A 17,117-nucleotide genomic window follows, 5' to 3' on the forward strand; every position below is an offset into this window, starting at 1 on the left:
AAATGTGAATATAGTATATTAACTCTTATGCATGCAAGAGGACCCTTGCGTGTATAAGAACCTACATAAGTATAAATTTTAAGCGCCTAATTAAAGTGCCTTAGATTGTGTAGAGAATCGCTCTCATCTTTGTGGTGTCCAGTAAAGCAAGAGACATGATGTTATCAAAAAATTACCGAACGCCCTTGCCTTTAGGCTATCACAGCCAGGTGAAGGGCGATCTTTTTATGTTTTGGACCGTGGCCTTCTATTTATATGTGTTAATAACGAATTTATCCAATCTATAAAAAAATGGAGAAACTGTCATAGGGTAAGAGACTATTCAACTCTATTGTTAGCGCATAGAATATTGCAATCTAACCATGAGGTGAAGGGAGGAGCGAGTGTGGGAGAGAAGAGTATTGAACAACAGATGCACAAAAAAATCCTTATCCTTGATGGGGCCATGGGGACGATGATCCAGCAATTGAATCTAGCAGCGGAGGATTTTGGTGGAGAGAGTTTTGATGGGTGCAACGAGATATTGAATCTTACACGTCCCGACTTAATAAAGCAAATCCACGAGGAATATCTTAAAGCGGGTGCCGACATCATAGAAACCAATACGTTTGGGGCGACAAGTATCGTTTTGGCGGAATATGGGTTACAAAAACGTACCGAAGAAATTAATTTAGCAGCAGTCCGTTTGGCTAGAGAAGCAGTAAACGCCTATTCAACTCCGGAGTGGCCTCGATTTGTCGCGGGATCTATGGGACCTACAACGAAGACATTGTCCGTAACAGGGGGAATAACCTTTGATGATTTGGCGGAATCTTATTATGAGCAAGCACGCGCTCTGATTAAAGGTGGAGTCGATATCCTGCTTTTAGAGACTGCTCAGGATACGCTCAATGTCAAGGCGGCAAGCATTGGAATTAGAAGGGCATTTGAGGAATTGCAAAAGGAAATCCCGCTTATGGTTTCTGGAACTATTGAACCAATGGGAACAACGTTGGCTGGTCAAAATATTGAGGCTTTCTATATGTCGCTTGAACATTTGAAGCCTATTTCTGTAGGCATTAATTGCGCTGCTGGGCCGGAGTTCATGAGGGACCATATCCGTACGCTGTCAGGGTTGGCTCAATGTGCCGTCAGCTGCTACCCCAATGCCGGCTTGCCGGATGAAAATGGGCACTATCATGAATCACCGCAAGGGTTAGCCGAAAAGTTGGCCGGTTTTGCGGAGAAAGGATGGCTGAACATAGCGGGGGGCTGTTGTGGAACGACGGCTGAGCATATTCGTGCAATTGCTGAAAGGTTAAAAGAATATCAGCCGAGAATGAAAGCAAAACCGCACGGTCACGTCGTTTCCGGCATTGAGCCTGTCTATCTGGAAAAGGACAATAGACCTTTATTTGTTGGGGAAAGAACCAATGTGATCGGGTCAAGAAAGTTCCGCGATTTAATTGCTGCCGGCAAGTATGAAGAGGCTTCGGAGATTGCCAGAGCGCAGGTGAAAAAGGGCGCCCATATTATTGATATCTGTTTGGCTGATCCAGATCGGGATGAAGCTGAGGATATGAGAAGATTCCTTGAACATGTGGTAAAGAAAGTTAAAGTGCCGCTTATGATCGATTCGACGGATGCCTCAGTCATTGAACTCAGCTTGAAATATTCGCAAGGGAAGGCCATAATAAACTCGATTAATTTGGAAGACGGGTTAAAGCGTTTTGAAGAAGTAGCACCGCTTATATCCAAGTATGGCGCAGCTATTGTGGTAGGGACGATTGATGAAAACGGGATGGCTGTTGCCAGGGAGAAGAAATTAGAGATAGCAAAGCGTTCCTATGATTTGTTGGTTCAAAAATATGGAGTTAGTCCTCAGGATATTATTTTTGATCCGCTTGTCTTTCCGATTGGTACGGGAGATAAAGCCTATATTGGCTCCGCCCTAGAAACTGTAGAGGGGATCCGACTAATTAAAGAGACCTTACCGGAATGCCAAACGATTCTCGGAATAAGCAATGTTTCGTTCGGATTACCGCCAGCTGGTCGGGAAGTATTAAATTCAGTATTCCTATATCACTGTACGAAGGCTGGCTTGGATTATGCAATTATAAATACGGAAAAACTGGAACGCTTCGTTTCGATTCCGGATGAGGAACGAAAGATGGCAGAGGACGTATTATTCCGTAATACTGGTGAAGCGTTGTCTTTGTTTACAAATTTTTATCGGGAGAAGAAAGTGGCAAAGCAGGAAGCAGCTTTGAATCAATCCTTAGAAGAACGATTGGCACATTATATCATTGAGGGCTCTAAGGATGGTTTGTTTCAGGATCTGGAAGAGGCACTTAAGAAATATCCTCCATTGGACATTATCAATGGCCCATTGATGGAAGGGATGACAGAGGTAGGCAGGCTCTTTAATAACAACGAATTGATTGTAGCGGAAGTTTTGCAGAGTGCGGAGATTATGAAAGCGGCAGTCTCCTTCCTGGAACCCTATATGGAACGGAAAGAGGCATCTGTAAAAGGGAAAATCCTGTTGGCTACGGTCAAAGGTGATGTCCATGATATAGGAAAGAATTTGGTAGACATCATTTTATCGAATAATGGGTATGACGTTGTAAACCTAGGCATCAAGGTTCCACCTGAAAAATTGATTCAAGCGTACCGGGAAGAAAAGCCGGATGCGATTGGACTATCCGGTTTGCTGGTGAAGTCAGCCCAACAGATGGTTATAACAGCTCAAGATTTAAAAGCGGCCGGGATCGATATCCCTTTGCTGGTAGGAGGGGCAGCGTTAACCCGCAAATTTACAGAAACGAAGATTGCACAGGAGTATGACGGCCTTGTTCTTTATGCAAAGGATGCGATGAATGGATTGGAGCTGGTCAATCAGCTGATGGATAGTGAGAAGCAAGAAAAGTTGGTGAAAGAGTTAAGAAAAAACAGGCAGGCCCGCATGCAGCAGAAGGAGGAACCTACCGTTGGAGGAATGCAAGTTCCCGAGGGATCTCAGGTATCCAATATTAGTCGTACCACACCTGTTTATCTGCCCCCTGATTTTGAACCTCATATTTTTTGCCACTATCCGCTTTCTTATCTGCAGCCTTATATAAATTGGCGCATGCTTTTAGGAAAACATCTGGGGGTCAGAGGGAACGTAAACAAACTGATCAAAGAAGGGGATCCAAAGGTTTTGGAGTTAAAGGGAGTCATAGAGCAGATGATTCAAGAAGGCGTGCAGAACGGCTTGGTCAAAGCACATGGAATGTACAGGTTCTTTCCCGCCCAGTCATCCGGCAATGATATTTTGATTTATGACCCTGCGGATCATTTCCGTGTTCTGGAGAAGTTTACGTTTCCTCGCCAAACGCACCAACCATATCTATGTCTGTCTGATTTTCTTCGTCCGGTAGAAAGCGGAGAAATGGATTACGTAGGATTTCTGATAGTTACGGCGGGCGAAGGGATTCGCGAAATTTCTGCGGAATGGAAAGAAAAAGGAGAGTTTCTCCGCTCTTATGCCATTCAAGCCCTTGCCTTGGAATTAGCGGAAGCTTTCGCTGAACGTTTGCACCATGTTATGCGTAATTGTTGGGGCTTCCCCGATCCAGCGGAGATGACCATGCAAGAGCGGTTTGGCGCACGGTATCAAGGAATTCGCGTTTCCTTTGGCTATCCTGCATGTCCGGAGTTGGAAGATCAGAAAAAGCTATTTCGTCTATTAAATCCGGGACAAGTTGGTGTGACCCTTACAGAAGGGTGTATGATGGAGCCAGAAGCTTCAGTCTCGGCCATGGTCTTTGCTCATCCGGAAGCAAAGTATTTTAATGCAGATTAATGTTAAAATGTAAAGGATGTGGTAAGTTGAAACAAGGCTTACTGGACTATATACAGGGAAATCTGTTGATTGGTGACGGAGCAATGGGGACATTACTTTATAGCCAAGGCATTCCCATCGGAAGCTGTGTAGAGTGGTTAAATCTTAAAAATCCGGAGATGATCCGGGACATTCATTTGAGTTATCGACGAGCAGGAGCTAATCTCATTGAAACGAATACGTATGGAGCTAATGCTGAAAAACTCTCCAAGTTTGGATTGCAGGATAAGGTGGACGAGATTAACCGTGCTGCGGTAATGATTGCTAGAGAAGCAGCGGGGAATGATACCTTTGTTGTGGGAGCAGTAGGGGGGATTATGGGGGAGATAAAAAAGGATATTAACCGTAAGAAATTGGAGATGGTATATGGTCAACAAATTGATAGTTTAGTAGCTGCAGGCATTGACGGATTGATGTTGGAGACATTCTGCTCAGTAGATGAGGCATTATTGGCCATTTCTCTAGCACGTAAATATCAAGACTTGCCAATTGTCTGTCAATTAACCGTTCAGGATATTCATAGGACCCAGGATGGTTATCTATTGGAGGACGCCTTTCTCCAATTGTATCATGCAGGTGCCCATATTGTTGGCCTTAACTGTTATAATGGCCCAGCCAATCTCATTCGTTCATTAGAGACGATCCCCTTAGATAAAGGTTTTATTTTATCCGCATATCCTAACGCAGGAATCCCAAGTTATGAGGATGGGAAATATATTTATTCCCCTTCTCCGGATTATTTTGGATGGGCAGCCAAGACCTTATATGAGCTTGGAGTTAGAATCATCGGAGGCTGTTGCGGAACAACCCCGGAACATATTGCAGCCGTATCCGCCGCGCTGAAAGGAAAAACACCAATTACGAAGCGTGCTGTTAGCGGAATAGAGGAAAAACAAGAAAAGGAAACCATTCATATATCAGGCCCGCCTCAGCAAAAAACATTACCGGAATTGGTTCGAGAAAAGACTACCATTATTGTGGAATTAGATCCTCCCCGAGACTTAGATTACCTTCCTTTTCTAGAAGGAGCTAAAGCGTTGAAGGAGGCAGGCGCAGATGCAATTACTCTAGCCGATAACTCGCTGGCGATAACACGAATGAGTAATATGGCGTTAGGAAGACTTGTAAAAGAACAAGAAGGAATTCGACCTCTTCTTCACTTGACTTGCCGAGATAGAAATTTGATTGGTCAACAGGCTCATTTGATGGGCCTCTATGCTTTAGGAATTGATCATGTTTTGGTCATAACTGGTGACCCATCGCGTTACGGCGACCTGCCGGGAGCTTCCTCAGTTTACGATGTGAGTTCAATTGAAATGATTCGTATGATCAAGAAGCTAAATCAAGGTATTTCCTTCTCTGGTCGTCCCCTTAAAAATCGCTCCTCTTTTACTGTAGGCGCAGCATTTAACCCCAATACACGGCACCTACAAAAGGCTGTTGAACGTCTAGAAAAAAAGATTGAGGCCGGTGCAGATTTTATCATGACCCAACCCCTCTTTTGCCGTGAACAAATTGAACAAGTAGCAAAAGCTACCCAGCATTTGTCCGTCCCCATCTTTGTTGGAATTATGCCTTTAACGAACCATAGAAATGCTGAATTTCTTCATAACGAAGTACCCGGGATTCGAATTCCGGATGACGTACGAGCAAGAATGAATGGCTATAAAGGTGAGGATGCAAGAAAACAAGGAATGGAAATTGCGAAGGAACTCGCGGACAAAGTTCTTGAATATTTTCAAGGGATTTATCTAATTACTCCGTTTATGCGTTATGAAATGACAACAGAATTGACGAGGTATGTAAGAAATAGGAATTCCCTTTCGTGAAGGAGGAGGGTCGGATGTCATCTGTAGTTGTCGTAGGGACACTATGGGGGCTAGTGCAAGAAATCTAGCAAACTTGGACATACTGATTGATACTATCAATCTAAAAAAGGATGGTTATTCGGTGTAAAGAATCAAAATGTATTCAAATGGAGTTCTGGGTGCAAAAATAATTCACTGGAAACATAGAACAGCAATATCCTGTTAACAAACCGCCTATGAATGAATTCGACCTTATTTTGGACAGACTTCACCCTTTGGTGAAGTTGTCCTTTTTCATTATGTGCATTCTTAAAAGTGCCTGGCACTCCTATTTAATGCTCTAAGGTTTTTGTACTTCCAAGAAAATTCGTTTCTTACGTGAGGCTAAGATAATATAAGCTGTAAGGGCAACTAATTCATATCACAAAAAAGGTAGATCAAAGCGATCTGCCTTTTTTGTTGTTCTCTAGAGAGAGTATCTTCTTAGATTATTGGGCTGGATAGTTCAAAAGTGTGCTTAGTGTTATCCTGAAACAAGTTTGTTCAGCTACTCACAGTGGTTTCAAAAATTGCCAGAGTGGAAATTACCAGCAAATTTAATAAAGTCTATCTGATGATGGAAGAACTAAAAGTCAAGAAAAAACAAGAAGATACAATTATGTCTTCATTTTGTAACATAATTAATAATTCTATGAAACATAATTGTTATATTTTGTTGATATTCTATTGTTACGAGTTTAAGCAAAGGGGAGTAGTATTTTGAAAAAATTACCACAAGGGGGAGTAGTATCTTGAAAAAATTACTATTATATATTACTTCATCAATCTTTCTAGCATTCGGATTTTCAGGAGCTGCATCGGCAGCCGGTACATATCAGGTAAAAAGTGGTGACACTCTTTGGGGCATAGCGAAAAAGTATAAAGTGACTGTCAGCCAGCTAAAGAGATGGAATAACCTTAAAAGCGATTTGATCAAACCAAAGCAGGTTTTAAAGATTTCAGGACCAGTAACCAAAGCGGCTGCTAAAACTACAGTAAAAAAAGCAGCAGCCAAAACAGCAGCGTACAAAACAATCACCGTTAAAGCATATGCTTATACAGTAAACTGCAAAGGTTGCCGCGGAATAACGGCTACAGGCTTAAATTTAAAGAAAAACCCTTCGATGAAAGTAATTGCCGTTGATCCAAAGGTAATTCCGTTAGGTTCAAAAGTTTATGTGGAAGGTTACGGCTATGCGGTTGCAGCTGATAAAGGAAGCGGAATCAGAGGCTATAAAATTGACGTACTCATGCCTACAAAAGCAAAAGCTATCCAATGGGGCGTCAGAACAGTAAAAGTTAAAGTATATAAATAATCAAGGAGCCGGCGTGATGCCGGCCTTTTTTCGCAATATAGCACCTTTCTTTCCAATAAAAAACCTTTATCATTATTTATATAATACTTGATATCTTTAAATTTTATAAATTCGTCTTGATATTAAATAAAGTAAGTTTTGTATTCTCTTACTGATTTTATCTTCCCGCAGAGGAAATCAAAAGAAGCAGGCAGCGAGCCTTCAGCCTAGATCAGCGTGTACCACTCCTCAACAAGCATACAGAACCAATCTCCTCGTTATTTTCCATTTTTCCAATTCATCAATTAAGGTCTAAAGTCATAAGTCGCCTACATTTCCTCTTAAAGCTATAGTTCTTTTTTCTTGAATTTGGATATGATTACATTTTTTATTGATCACACCGTGATCATATGATACGTATAGAGAGAATGGAGATAATTGGGAAAGGAGACCGTCCTTTGCGTAAGATATGGAGGAACTTGCTGCTATTGATGTTGATATGGATCGGAGGGTGTGAGATGGATTCCAAGGCTCAACCGGAGAAGTTGCCGGATACGGTGGCATTTCAAGACAAGTTTACTCGGGAATTTATGGTCTCGCCAAAAGAAGTGAAAGAAGGGTATTACTTATTCAAATCGAAAACCGGCGGATATACGATGCTGTATCCGAAAAATGCAAAAATAGACCGCATGTTTTATGAAAAGCATAAAAAATATTATGAATCTATACATTTGGGAGGGGGAAGAGAAAAAGAAAATATTTCTAACTATATCAGAATGACATATGAAAATGCAAAAATAACGGAAAACATTGACGTAAACCTTGATTTATTATCTACCTATGTCCACTATAATGGCAAATATACAAAATTTGAATCTAATAACAACACGATTTACTTTGGTAAGAATGAACAACATATTTCCAATAATGATATTATTTATTATTTTTTCAGCTATGTAAAGTCGAATCACAGCTATCAAGCAGTCCGATTTATATATGCAGTCACTTGTAAGGACGCAAACCAGAAGTGTAACATGGATGTACAGAAAGAAGAAGAACGGGCAAAAATGTTTATGAAATCGATAAAATTTCAGTATTGATGGAGAGAGGGAGGTGAAGATTTTGTGTCAAATGAAGAAGTGCTAAATACGGATATATTGCGTGCGCGGATTATGAATGTAGAATATCAAAATCTGGCCATTGATGAAATCAAAAGAGAAATCAAAAGAATTTATATCGAAGAAACAGGAAAAGAGCCGCCCGCTCACATTACGATTTATCGCTCTGATGATTTTAAAGATTTCAGTCATATTGATTCTGGTTTTGATGGAACAGCAATTCATTTTTATGACGAGGAAAAGGGAATCAATCAATTATATACCATTACAAGGGGAAGCGAAGCGTCGGAAAAAGACACTTGGAAGCCCCTTGATTGGACTTACAATGTTTTCGGGATTTTCGTTGGACAAAATAGGAGTCAATACGATGCTGCATTGCGATTTGACCAGATTGTGACACAGAAAATTAATGAAAAAGTTGGACGCAGTGATAACAAAATCAAACTAAAGAAAATCGGACTGGGACATTCATTGGGTGGGAACTTAAACGAGACAATACAACTCACTGAAAAGAGATATGAAAAAGTATATGTTATTAACGATGCACCGCCCAGTTTTTATCAATTAGCAACGATTGATGAGTACTTCTGGGGCCAATTAGTAAAAAAATTCAATTTAAATTTTGATCATTATGAAGAAATTTACTCCATCCCCCCTTCCGAGCTCAAGGCCTTTGCGGAAGAATACTATAAAAAGCAAATCGACGAGCGTTCGATTCATCATCTGACCGCTCAAGAGGATCTATTGTATGCGGTGAGCGGGGTGCGGGGATTCATCGATATCGGAAGCCGCCAGGTCATTGATACGAACAAGGATTTTACTAGTATCAAAGATTTGATTGCGAAAATATCCGATAAAGATGTAAAAGCCATTCAATTGTATTTGTCGCAATATTCAGATTTTTATAATGAAAAAGGATTTGATGGGGTCGTTCAGGCGATGACGGGGGTCGATATCGCCTTTATTGAGTCGCTTCAGGGCTATGATGCCATAGACTATGTGATGCATGCAAAAGACATTCTTTCTAAAATCGATCATATGTACGATGAAATGAGTGAGAAGATTCCAGTGCTGCTCAAGCACATCGGAATACTGTATAAAAATCTGGACCCGATGTTGAGTGTATTCGTGCAATTAGGCTACATGACGGTAGAGGAAAAGAACACAGTGTTGAGAGAAGTCAAGGGAATTGAAAAAGATGTCACATTGATACAACAGCTGCTTCATGAACTATGGAATGGGATCGTTCTCTTAAATCCTGTTGATATTCTTCAATGCATTGAGACGTTATTCCAAATTCGGGATAAGGTATTGGACATTGAAAAACGTCTTCAAATCATCCAAGAAAATACGAAGAATCTTCAAAATGCTATCACCACAAGCGTGAATGCCCATTCCTTGAACGAAGTCATCAATGCTCTCGCCCGTTCGAAAGGCAGAACGTATGATGAGTATGGAAATTTAATTTTAATCAAGAAGGTGGGAGAACACGAAATCCGGATGAATCTTTCCTCCGCCGTAAGAATATATCAAAAGGGACTGCAAATTATGGAAGAAAAAGAAGCGGTATTGCATAAGATGAAGCAGTATTATTTCGATGAATATGTAGAGGATTTTGAAATACAAAAACGAGAACTGATGAAGAAAATCGAGGACATGGAACAAAATCCCTGGGCTTATCAGCATTTATTGGGGCATTTTACCGATGATGCAAAACAAGTGTATGTGTTACGCCGCATTGATGTCCATGAGTCTATTCCACCGTTGGATCGGAGGATTCCGTATATCTTTGAAGAATCGATGTTTTCGTATTATGAACATGAAATTTCTAGAGGAAAAGAACTCATTGAAACCATTAAAAAATCGTTTGAGGAGTTTTTTAAGCAGGACCAAAATCTGTCCAAAATATTTGATTTGCGGTATTGATAAGGGGAGGTATTCTGTATGGGACAACTGAATATGCTCTATAATTTTGGTCTAGAGCAGGATTTTACGTATAAAGCGAACACTTTTATTCAACAATTAAATAGAATGAGTGAATTGGATGAGGAATTGGTTCATTTGATTCATGATGAAATGAAATATGGCAGTGGGCAAATCATCGACAAAACCAATGAAGCGATAAAACAGTATCAAGAAAATAACCTATCGATTAATTATACGTTCAGGGACGACATGAGATACGTCGCTTCGCTATACACAGACATGATTAATGAGATGAGAGGACAAAATATCATCTTGTATTATGATGTCGTTATTCGGGAAAAGAAAAGATAAATGAGGAGGTTAATGAACATCAGCCCCGCCTATCCACATACATTCCTCCTATACTCCGTCTTCTTTTAATTCCATGTATAGTAAGAAAGTATCTAGCGTAATGAGAAAAATGGCACAAAATCGTTGGACAATCAGGTAAAAAATACTACTTTTTCCTTATTTTAAAGGAAATGGTTATATATTGTTGACCGCTGCTTGTCATCTTCATTAAAATAAAAGGGAAAATATGGCTATAGGGGGAGAAACTATGTCAGGCGTTATTCGTTTAACACCGGAAGAATTGCGTGGAGTCGCAAGACAATATAATACAGAAAGCTCTAATGTCACGGAATTGGTTTCACGATTGGATCAAATGAGCAATATGCTGCAAGGAATTTGGGAAGGTGCTTCCAGTCAAGCATTTATCCAGCAGTATCACGAGTTGCGCCCATCGTTTGAAAAAATGGCTGTACTATTAAACGAAATTGCGCAACAATTGCACAATTCCGCTACGATTTTGGAAGAAACAGATCAGCAAATCGCCAGCCAAATCCGTGGATAAAGAGTGACATGTTCGAAAAAAGCGCTACAAATCTAAGAAAGATTATGGCGCTTTTTTCTATATTGGGGGCTTATCTCATGTACATTCAAGTCACAATCGATCTCCGGCATTATACAGAGGATGTATTTGATCTTCGTCTGTCCAATTTTTATTCGATCAAAAAACTCATCGATATTGTTTGGCAGTTAAAAAACATATCGGCGCCGCCAAGAGAAGGCTACTGGGTGCGGGTAGACAATAAACAAATGGTCTGCCCGGGCTATTTTACATTAAAGGACAGCGGAATTACGGATGGAGACCGCATCGTTATATTGTAGCCATCGAGAAAGAGAAAAGGAGTTCTATTTTATTATGGAAGAGAAAAAGACCTATTTGGAAACGCAAATCGATGCCGTAATGACCAAAGATAAACATTACACGATTGTCTTCCAGCGTGCGAAATTAAAAATGCAGCATCCGCTAGAATTACAGATCATAAAGGAAATCGATCCTTATTTGTTACGGGATATTGACGTGTCTGAGGATGAAGTGAAGATCACCATCACTCCACCCGCATCGTTTTTTTCGTTTCCAGCTGTACGGAAAAAATCGCTGCTTTCCCGGCTAAGAGCGGCATATCAACTCGTCACAAAAGTGAAAAATCACTCTCTTCGTCGGTTTATCCTTATTATATGCCCGGAAAACCTTGTGTTTGATCATGGATTGGAACCTTTTTTCCTTCATGTCGGAATAAAGGAGAGCCTGCCGCCGTATGAACCGGATGAAGCACGTCTCCTTCAAGAAGTAAAAGCGACGGTGCTAGCATTGACAGACGGGCAACACCGTTTTGAAGAATACTTTAAATTTCATGAAACATTAAAATGTTCCGATATCGCTAAGGAAATGTTGCAAGCAGAAAACCTAGAAGCGCTTTTGTCCATTTTAGAACGATGGATGGATGAGGAAGAAGCAAAAGAACGAGCGTCTGTACATATTCCAAAACGAAAATGGACTATGCAACGATATATATTCTTTTCGACAGTTGGTTTGTTAATTCCTGCTATGATTTATACGTTTTATTCCTTCTTTTTTTTGCAGCCAAAACAAGAAGCATATATCCAAAGTACCGAGCTGTTTTTACAAAATAAATATAGCGACGTGATTACGACATTAGAAAATTATCCTCCAGAAAAAATGCCGTATGTAGTGCAATATGAACTTGCTTCTTCCTATGTCATGACAGAGTCGCTTACGGAAGAGCAGCAGAAAGTGGTATTAAATAATATTACGTTGAAAACAGACCCGCAGTATTTGCTGTATTGGATTTATATCGGCCGGGGAAGAAGCGAGGACGCGCTTGAATTGGCGAGAGCGATGGAAGATAGGGAGCTGATTATGTACGGTTTGTTAAAATACCGTGAAGAAATAAAGGCGGACGAAGAGTTGTCCGGAGAGGAAAAGCAGCAAAAATTAGAAGAGATTGATAGAGAGATAGAAGAATATGAGAAAGAAAGAGAGGAGCAGGAAAAGCAATTGAAAGAAAAGCAGCAAGAGGAGACAAGCCAGCAGCAACCCCCGGCACAGCAGCCGGCAACCAGCCCTCCGGCTTCGACGGCGCCAAAACAACAGTCCAACACACCGGCGCCTAATCATAAGCCGCCTGCATCTAATAGCGCGAAGCCAAACAATACGGAAACGAAAAAATAAATGGAAGAAAGCGCAGCAACGAGCATCATAGGAGAGGATTATATGAGTCAATTATGGATTTTTTATAAGGATACTTGCCAGCTATTCCCACTGACAGGACAAGAGGGTTGTATTTCTATCGGAAATAAACTGGAGCATCATATCACCATCCCATCCTTTTTATTTCGTAACGGATATATAGAAATCAAACAAACAGATGCTTCCGCCATGACGGTGCTGCAAGGAGATAAACCAATTGGGGAATTGAAGCCGTATACTCCCTTTACGGTGGATGACGATGGACAAACGATTACGGTCGTGTGGATGGACAAGGAAATAAAAACGCACATTTATTACGTCGGCAATAAAACCGAACTGATGGTGGCGCCTGATCTACAAGCAGACATTCAAACCAAAACAGCGAGGGCATCGTTTGTTAAGCAGCAAGGAGAATGGTTGGTTGCTCCAAACCATGAATCACCTCTGTTTCTCAATGGAACGAAAATATCTAACATGGCACCTTTACAAAGCGGGGACGTGATCCTATGTCCGTATGTACAATTTGTTTTTTTAGAGGATGATTTATTAGCGGTCACGAGCAGCCAAGAGATAACATCTTTGCTGACGGAAACATTGCCGCCGGTTTCAGAAATGAAAAAAAAATATCCTGTTTATCACCGGACACCGCGCATGATTTATGAACCGCCAAGAGAAAAGGTCACGGTTTCATTTCCAAGCCAAGAAGGAGATGGGGATCAGCGCGGTTTATGGCTAATGATTTTACCGCCGTTGATGATGCTTCTTGTTATGGGGGTTATTGCTTTAATTCAACCACGGGGCATCTTTATCCTCATTTCGATCGTGATGTTTGCGACCACGTTAGTGACATCGACCGCGCAATATTTTCGGGAAAGAAAGAATCGCAAAGCACGGAAAGAGAAACGACGGCGCATTTATACGAATTACTTGGAACAAAAACGGGAAGAGCTTCACGCACTATACGAGAAACAAAGAAACGTGCTATATTACCACTTTCCATCATTTGAAAAGATGAAATCGTTCGCACTGCAAATTAGCGACCGTATTTGGGAACGAACGATGGAAAGCGACGATTTCCTCCATCTTCGGATCGGAAAAGCGGATGTTCCGTCTACCTATGAAGTGTCGGTGAGTATGAGTGATTTAGCCAATCGGGAAATCGATGATTTATTGGAGCAAGCTCAACAGATGGCGCAAGTTTATCAAACCGTAAAAAATGTGCCGCTTACGATTGATTTGTCAAGCGGGGCAATGGGAATGATCGGGAAAGCTTCGATCGTCAATCATGAAATTCAGCAGCTTGTAGGGCAAATCGCCTTTTTCCACAGTTACCACGATGTACGGTTTGTTGCCATCTTTGCTGAAAAGGATTATAAGGATTGGGAATGGATGAAATGGCTCCCGCATTTTCAACTGCCCAATTCTTTCGCGAAAGGATTTATTTATAACGAACAGACACGTGACCAATTGTTGTCGTCCATTTACGAGATATTGCGGGAACGCGATCTCGATGAGGAAAAAGAGAAAAAACGGTTTTCCCCGCATTTTGTGTTTATCGTTGCCAACCGCTCTTTAATCGCCGAACATGTGATTTTAGAATATTTGGAGGAAAAAAACGAAGATATCGGCATTTCCGTTATTTTTGCTTCCGATACAAAGGAAAGTTTAACAGAAAACATTCATACACTTGTGCAATATATCAACGAACGGGATGGAGAAATTTTAATTCAGCACCGGAAAGCGGCGCATATTCCGTTTACGCTCGATGAACATACTCGGGAAGGAAACGAGCGGTTCGCCCGCCTATTGCGCTCTTTAGATCATCAAAGGGGAATGCACAACTCTATTCCAGAAAAAGTAACGTTTTTTGAATTACTTCAGGTGAAGAATGCGGAAGAGATAAATATTAAGGAAAATTGGATGACACATCAGTCTTCGCGCTCGCTGGCCGTTCCAATTGGACTAAAAGGCAAAAAAGACGTCGTGGAGCTGAACCTGCATGAAAAAGCGCACGGTCCGCACGGGCTTGTCGCGGGAACGACGGGGTCCGGGAAGAGTGAACTGCTGCAAACGTATATTTTGTCATTGGCAGCGCATTTTCACCCTCATGAAGTTGCGTTTTTGCTCATTGACTATAAGGGAGGCGGCATGGCGCAGCCGTTTAAAAACATTCCGCATTTATTAGGCACCATTACGAATATTCACGGCAGCAAAAACTTCAGCGCACGCGCGTTGGCTTCCATTAATAGTGAGCTGAAAAAGCGGCAGCGTTTGTTTGACCGCTACGAAGTCAATCATATCAATGATTACATGGATTTATATAAACAAGGCAAAGCGAAACAGCCTCTGCCTCATCTATTCTTAATCGCCGATGAATTTGCCGAATTAAAAAGCGAAGAACCGGACTTTATTCGCGAATTAGTGAGCGCGGCGCGGATTGGCCGCAGCTTAGGAGTTCATCTTATTTTAGCAACACAAAAGCCACGAGGAGTCATCGACGAGCAAATTTGGAGCAATGCCCGCTTTCGTATCTGCTTGAAAGTGCAAGATGCCAGCGACAGCAAGGAAATATTGAAAAACGGAGATGCGGCTACCATTACCGTAACAGGCCGCGCTTATCTTCAAGTCGGAAATAATGAAGTATACGAACTGTTTCAATCGGCATGGAGCGGTGCGCCGTATAAGGAAGAAGGCTTTGAATCAGAAGATGATATTTATATTGTCACCGACTTAGGACTTGTTCCCGTTTCGAATATTGATGCGAAAATGAAGAAAAACAAGAAAACACAAAAAACAGAAATTGAAATGGTTGTTCAAGAAATTATCAAGGCGCAGCAGCAACTCGGGATCGAAAAGCTGCCGAGCCCATGGCTGCCGCCGCTATCTACGCGCTTGCATCGCCCTGCCTTGCTAGAACGAGACACCGTTCATTTTCCGATTGGTCTAAAAGATGAACCTGAACTGCAGCGGCAATCGGACTACTTATATCAATGGCTTGAAGACGGAAATATCGGCATTTTTGGTTCTGCGGGATATGGGAAATCGACAACGGCGATGACATTGTTAATGAGCTTTGCGTCCGTCTATAGTCCGGAACAGCTTCATTATTACATTTTCGACTTTGGCAACAGCGCGCTGCTGCCGTTGCGGCAATTGCCGCATACCGCCGATTATTTCCGTTTTGACGATGGAAAGAAAATAGAAAAATTCATCAAGTTCATGAAAGAGGAAATGGAGCGGCGGAAACAACGGTTTATGGAAAAAGAAGTAAGCACCATCAAATTATATAACACGCTTTCTGAAGAAAAACTTCCGATTATTTTTATTGCAATTGACAATTTTGACCTTGTCAAAGAGGAAATGCCGGATTTGGAAACACAGCTTATTCAATATGCTCGAGACGGGCAGTCGCTTGGAATATTTTTGATAATGACGGCAACAAGAATTAGCGGAATTCGCCCTCCGCTTATGAACAATTTAAAAACAAAAATCGTTCATTATTTCCTTGATAGTTCGGAACGGTTTTCCATCATTGGACGAACTCCGTACGAGGTCGAACCCATTCCGGGGCGAGCGCTGGTAAAAAAAGAACAAGCGGTCTTAACGCAAATATATCTTCCGGCTGATGGAGATCATGACATCGCCGTGCACGAAAACGTAAAGCAAGAGATAGCGAGATTAAAAGAGCGATATAAGGAAATGAAGACGCCAGAGCCTATTCCAATGCTTCCAGCGCAATTGCCATTTGCGGTCTTTGCCAAAACGTATGTGGGCGAGCCGCAGCCTGGCTTGATTCCGATTGGACTCGATGAGGAGACGGTTCGCCCGGTCTCCCTTCGTATACAAACCAATCCGCATTGTCTTGTAGTAGGACAGTCGCGCAAAGGAAAGACGAATGTGATCAAAGTGATATTGGAATCATTGCTCGTCCAGCCGACGGCAGGCATCGGGCTGTTTGATGGAGTTGACCGTGGACTTGCTTTATACGCTAATAAAGAAAACGTCGTCTATATAGAAACAAAGGAGCAAATGCACCATTGGCTTGATGAAGTAAACGGAATATTGCAAAAGAGAGAGGAAGAGTATTTAGCGGCAATTGGGAAAGTGAATGTTCATGGGCAATCCTTTTCACCGGTTGTTTTTGTCGCGGATAGCCTTTCCCGGTTTCAGCAGTTTGTGGATAGTAAAACTCACGAGAGAATCGCGATGATGATGAAGCGATACAGCCATCTTGGATTTAGTGTCATTGTCGCAGGAAACGCGAATGAATTTATAAAGGGCTTTGATGCGCTGACAACGGAACTGAAACAAATTCGGCAAGCAATCCTCGTCATGAAAAAATCGGAACAAAGCTTGTTTGCACTGCCATTTACACGACACGAACCAGAAGTGGATCCGGGGTTTGGCTACTTTGTCTTAAATGGAAAAGAACAAAAAATACAAATCCCAAAAGTAGAATAAAGGAAATCA

The 17,117-nt window shown here is 41.5% G+C and carries 10 protein-coding genes; all 10 read left to right on the forward strand.

Annotation, left to right across the window (positions count from 1 at the left end; all coding sequences use genetic code 11):
* Positions 1-412: 412 nt before the first annotated feature.
* The 10 genes from metH (at position 413) to essC (ending at position 17,108) form a co-directional block, all read left to right on the forward strand.
* Positions 413-3,826 (forward strand): methionine synthase, encoded by a 3,414-nt coding sequence (metH, locus tag BV455_RS11130; protein ID WP_218688044.1) that lies wholly within the window; start codon positions 413-415, stop codon positions 3,824-3,826.
* Between the two features lie 26 nt (positions 3,827-3,852).
* Complete coding sequence (locus BV455_RS11135; protein ID WP_061580126.1) at positions 3,853-5,694, forward strand: bifunctional homocysteine S-methyltransferase/methylenetetrahydrofolate reductase; 1,842 nt, start codon at positions 3,853-3,855, stop codon at positions 5,692-5,694.
* Between the two features lie 770 nt (positions 5,695-6,464).
* Entirely contained in the window at positions 6,465-7,028 is a 564-nt protein-coding gene (locus BV455_RS11140; RefSeq protein ID WP_017435731.1) for a 3D domain-containing protein, read from the forward strand.
* 497 nt (positions 7,029-7,525) lie between these two features.
* Positions 7,526-8,107: a hypothetical protein gene (locus BV455_RS11145; RefSeq protein ID WP_201028948.1), complete on the forward strand. Its 582-nt coding sequence runs from the start codon at positions 7,526-7,528 to the stop codon at positions 8,105-8,107.
* A gap of 24 nt (positions 8,108-8,131) precedes the next feature.
* The gene (locus BV455_RS11150) at positions 8,132-10,051 is read left to right on the forward strand and encodes a DUF6792 domain-containing protein (RefSeq protein WP_218687204.1); all 1,920 of its coding nucleotides are present in this window, start codon (positions 8,132-8,134) and stop codon (positions 10,049-10,051) included.
* 18 nt (positions 10,052-10,069) lie between these two features.
* Positions 10,070-10,402: a hypothetical protein gene (locus tag BV455_RS11155; RefSeq protein WP_061580124.1), complete on the forward strand. Its 333-nt coding sequence runs from the start codon at positions 10,070-10,072 to the stop codon at positions 10,400-10,402.
* Positions 10,403-10,649: 247 nt separating this feature from the next.
* Positions 10,650-10,943: a WXG100 family type VII secretion target gene (locus BV455_RS11160; protein WP_017435736.1), complete on the forward strand. Its 294-nt coding sequence runs from the start codon at positions 10,650-10,652 to the stop codon at positions 10,941-10,943.
* Positions 10,944-11,020: 77 nt separating this feature from the next.
* Positions 11,021-11,260 (forward strand): ESX secretion system protein YukD, encoded by a 240-nt coding sequence (locus BV455_RS11165; RefSeq protein WP_017435737.1) that lies wholly within the window; start codon positions 11,021-11,023, stop codon positions 11,258-11,260.
* A 34-nt stretch (positions 11,261-11,294) separates the two neighbouring features.
* Positions 11,295-12,629, forward strand: coding sequence for a type VII secretion protein EssB (gene essB, locus BV455_RS11170; RefSeq protein ID WP_218687205.1), 1,335 nt, complete (start codon positions 11,295-11,297; stop codon positions 12,627-12,629).
* A gap of 42 nt (positions 12,630-12,671) precedes the next feature.
* Positions 12,672-17,108, forward strand: coding sequence for a type VII secretion protein EssC (gene essC, locus BV455_RS11175; protein WP_218687206.1), 4,437 nt, complete (start codon positions 12,672-12,674; stop codon positions 17,106-17,108).
* Positions 17,109-17,117 lie beyond the last annotated feature (9 nt).

The sequence above is a fragment of the Parageobacillus caldoxylosilyticus genome (assembly GCF_019272935.1).
Taxonomy (GTDB): domain Bacteria; phylum Bacillota; class Bacilli; order Bacillales; family Anoxybacillaceae; genus Saccharococcus; species Saccharococcus caldoxylosilyticus.

What these genes read in the sequence shown, in the direction of transcription:
- BV455_RS11160 (WP_017435736.1), top strand. Translation starts at nt 10,650, where the DNA reads ATGTCAGGCGTTATTCGTTTAACACCGGAAGAATTGCGTGGAGTCGCA.
- essB (WP_218687205.1), top strand. Translation starts at nt 11,295, where the DNA reads ATGGAAGAGAAAAAGACCTATTTGGAAACGCAAATCGATGCCGTAATG.
- BV455_RS11145 (WP_201028948.1), top strand. Translation starts at nt 7,526, where the DNA reads ATGGATTCCAAGGCTCAACCGGAGAAGTTGCCGGATACGGTGGCATTT.
- BV455_RS11155 (WP_061580124.1), top strand. Translation starts at nt 10,070, where the DNA reads ATGGGACAACTGAATATGCTCTATAATTTTGGTCTAGAGCAGGATTTT.
- essC (WP_218687206.1), top strand. Translation starts at nt 12,672, where the DNA reads ATGAGTCAATTATGGATTTTTTATAAGGATACTTGCCAGCTATTCCCA.
- metH (WP_218688044.1), top strand. Translation starts at nt 413, where the DNA reads ATGCACAAAAAAATCCTTATCCTTGATGGGGCCATGGGGACGATGATC.
- BV455_RS11165 (WP_017435737.1), top strand. Translation starts at nt 11,021, where the DNA reads ATGTACATTCAAGTCACAATCGATCTCCGGCATTATACAGAGGATGTA.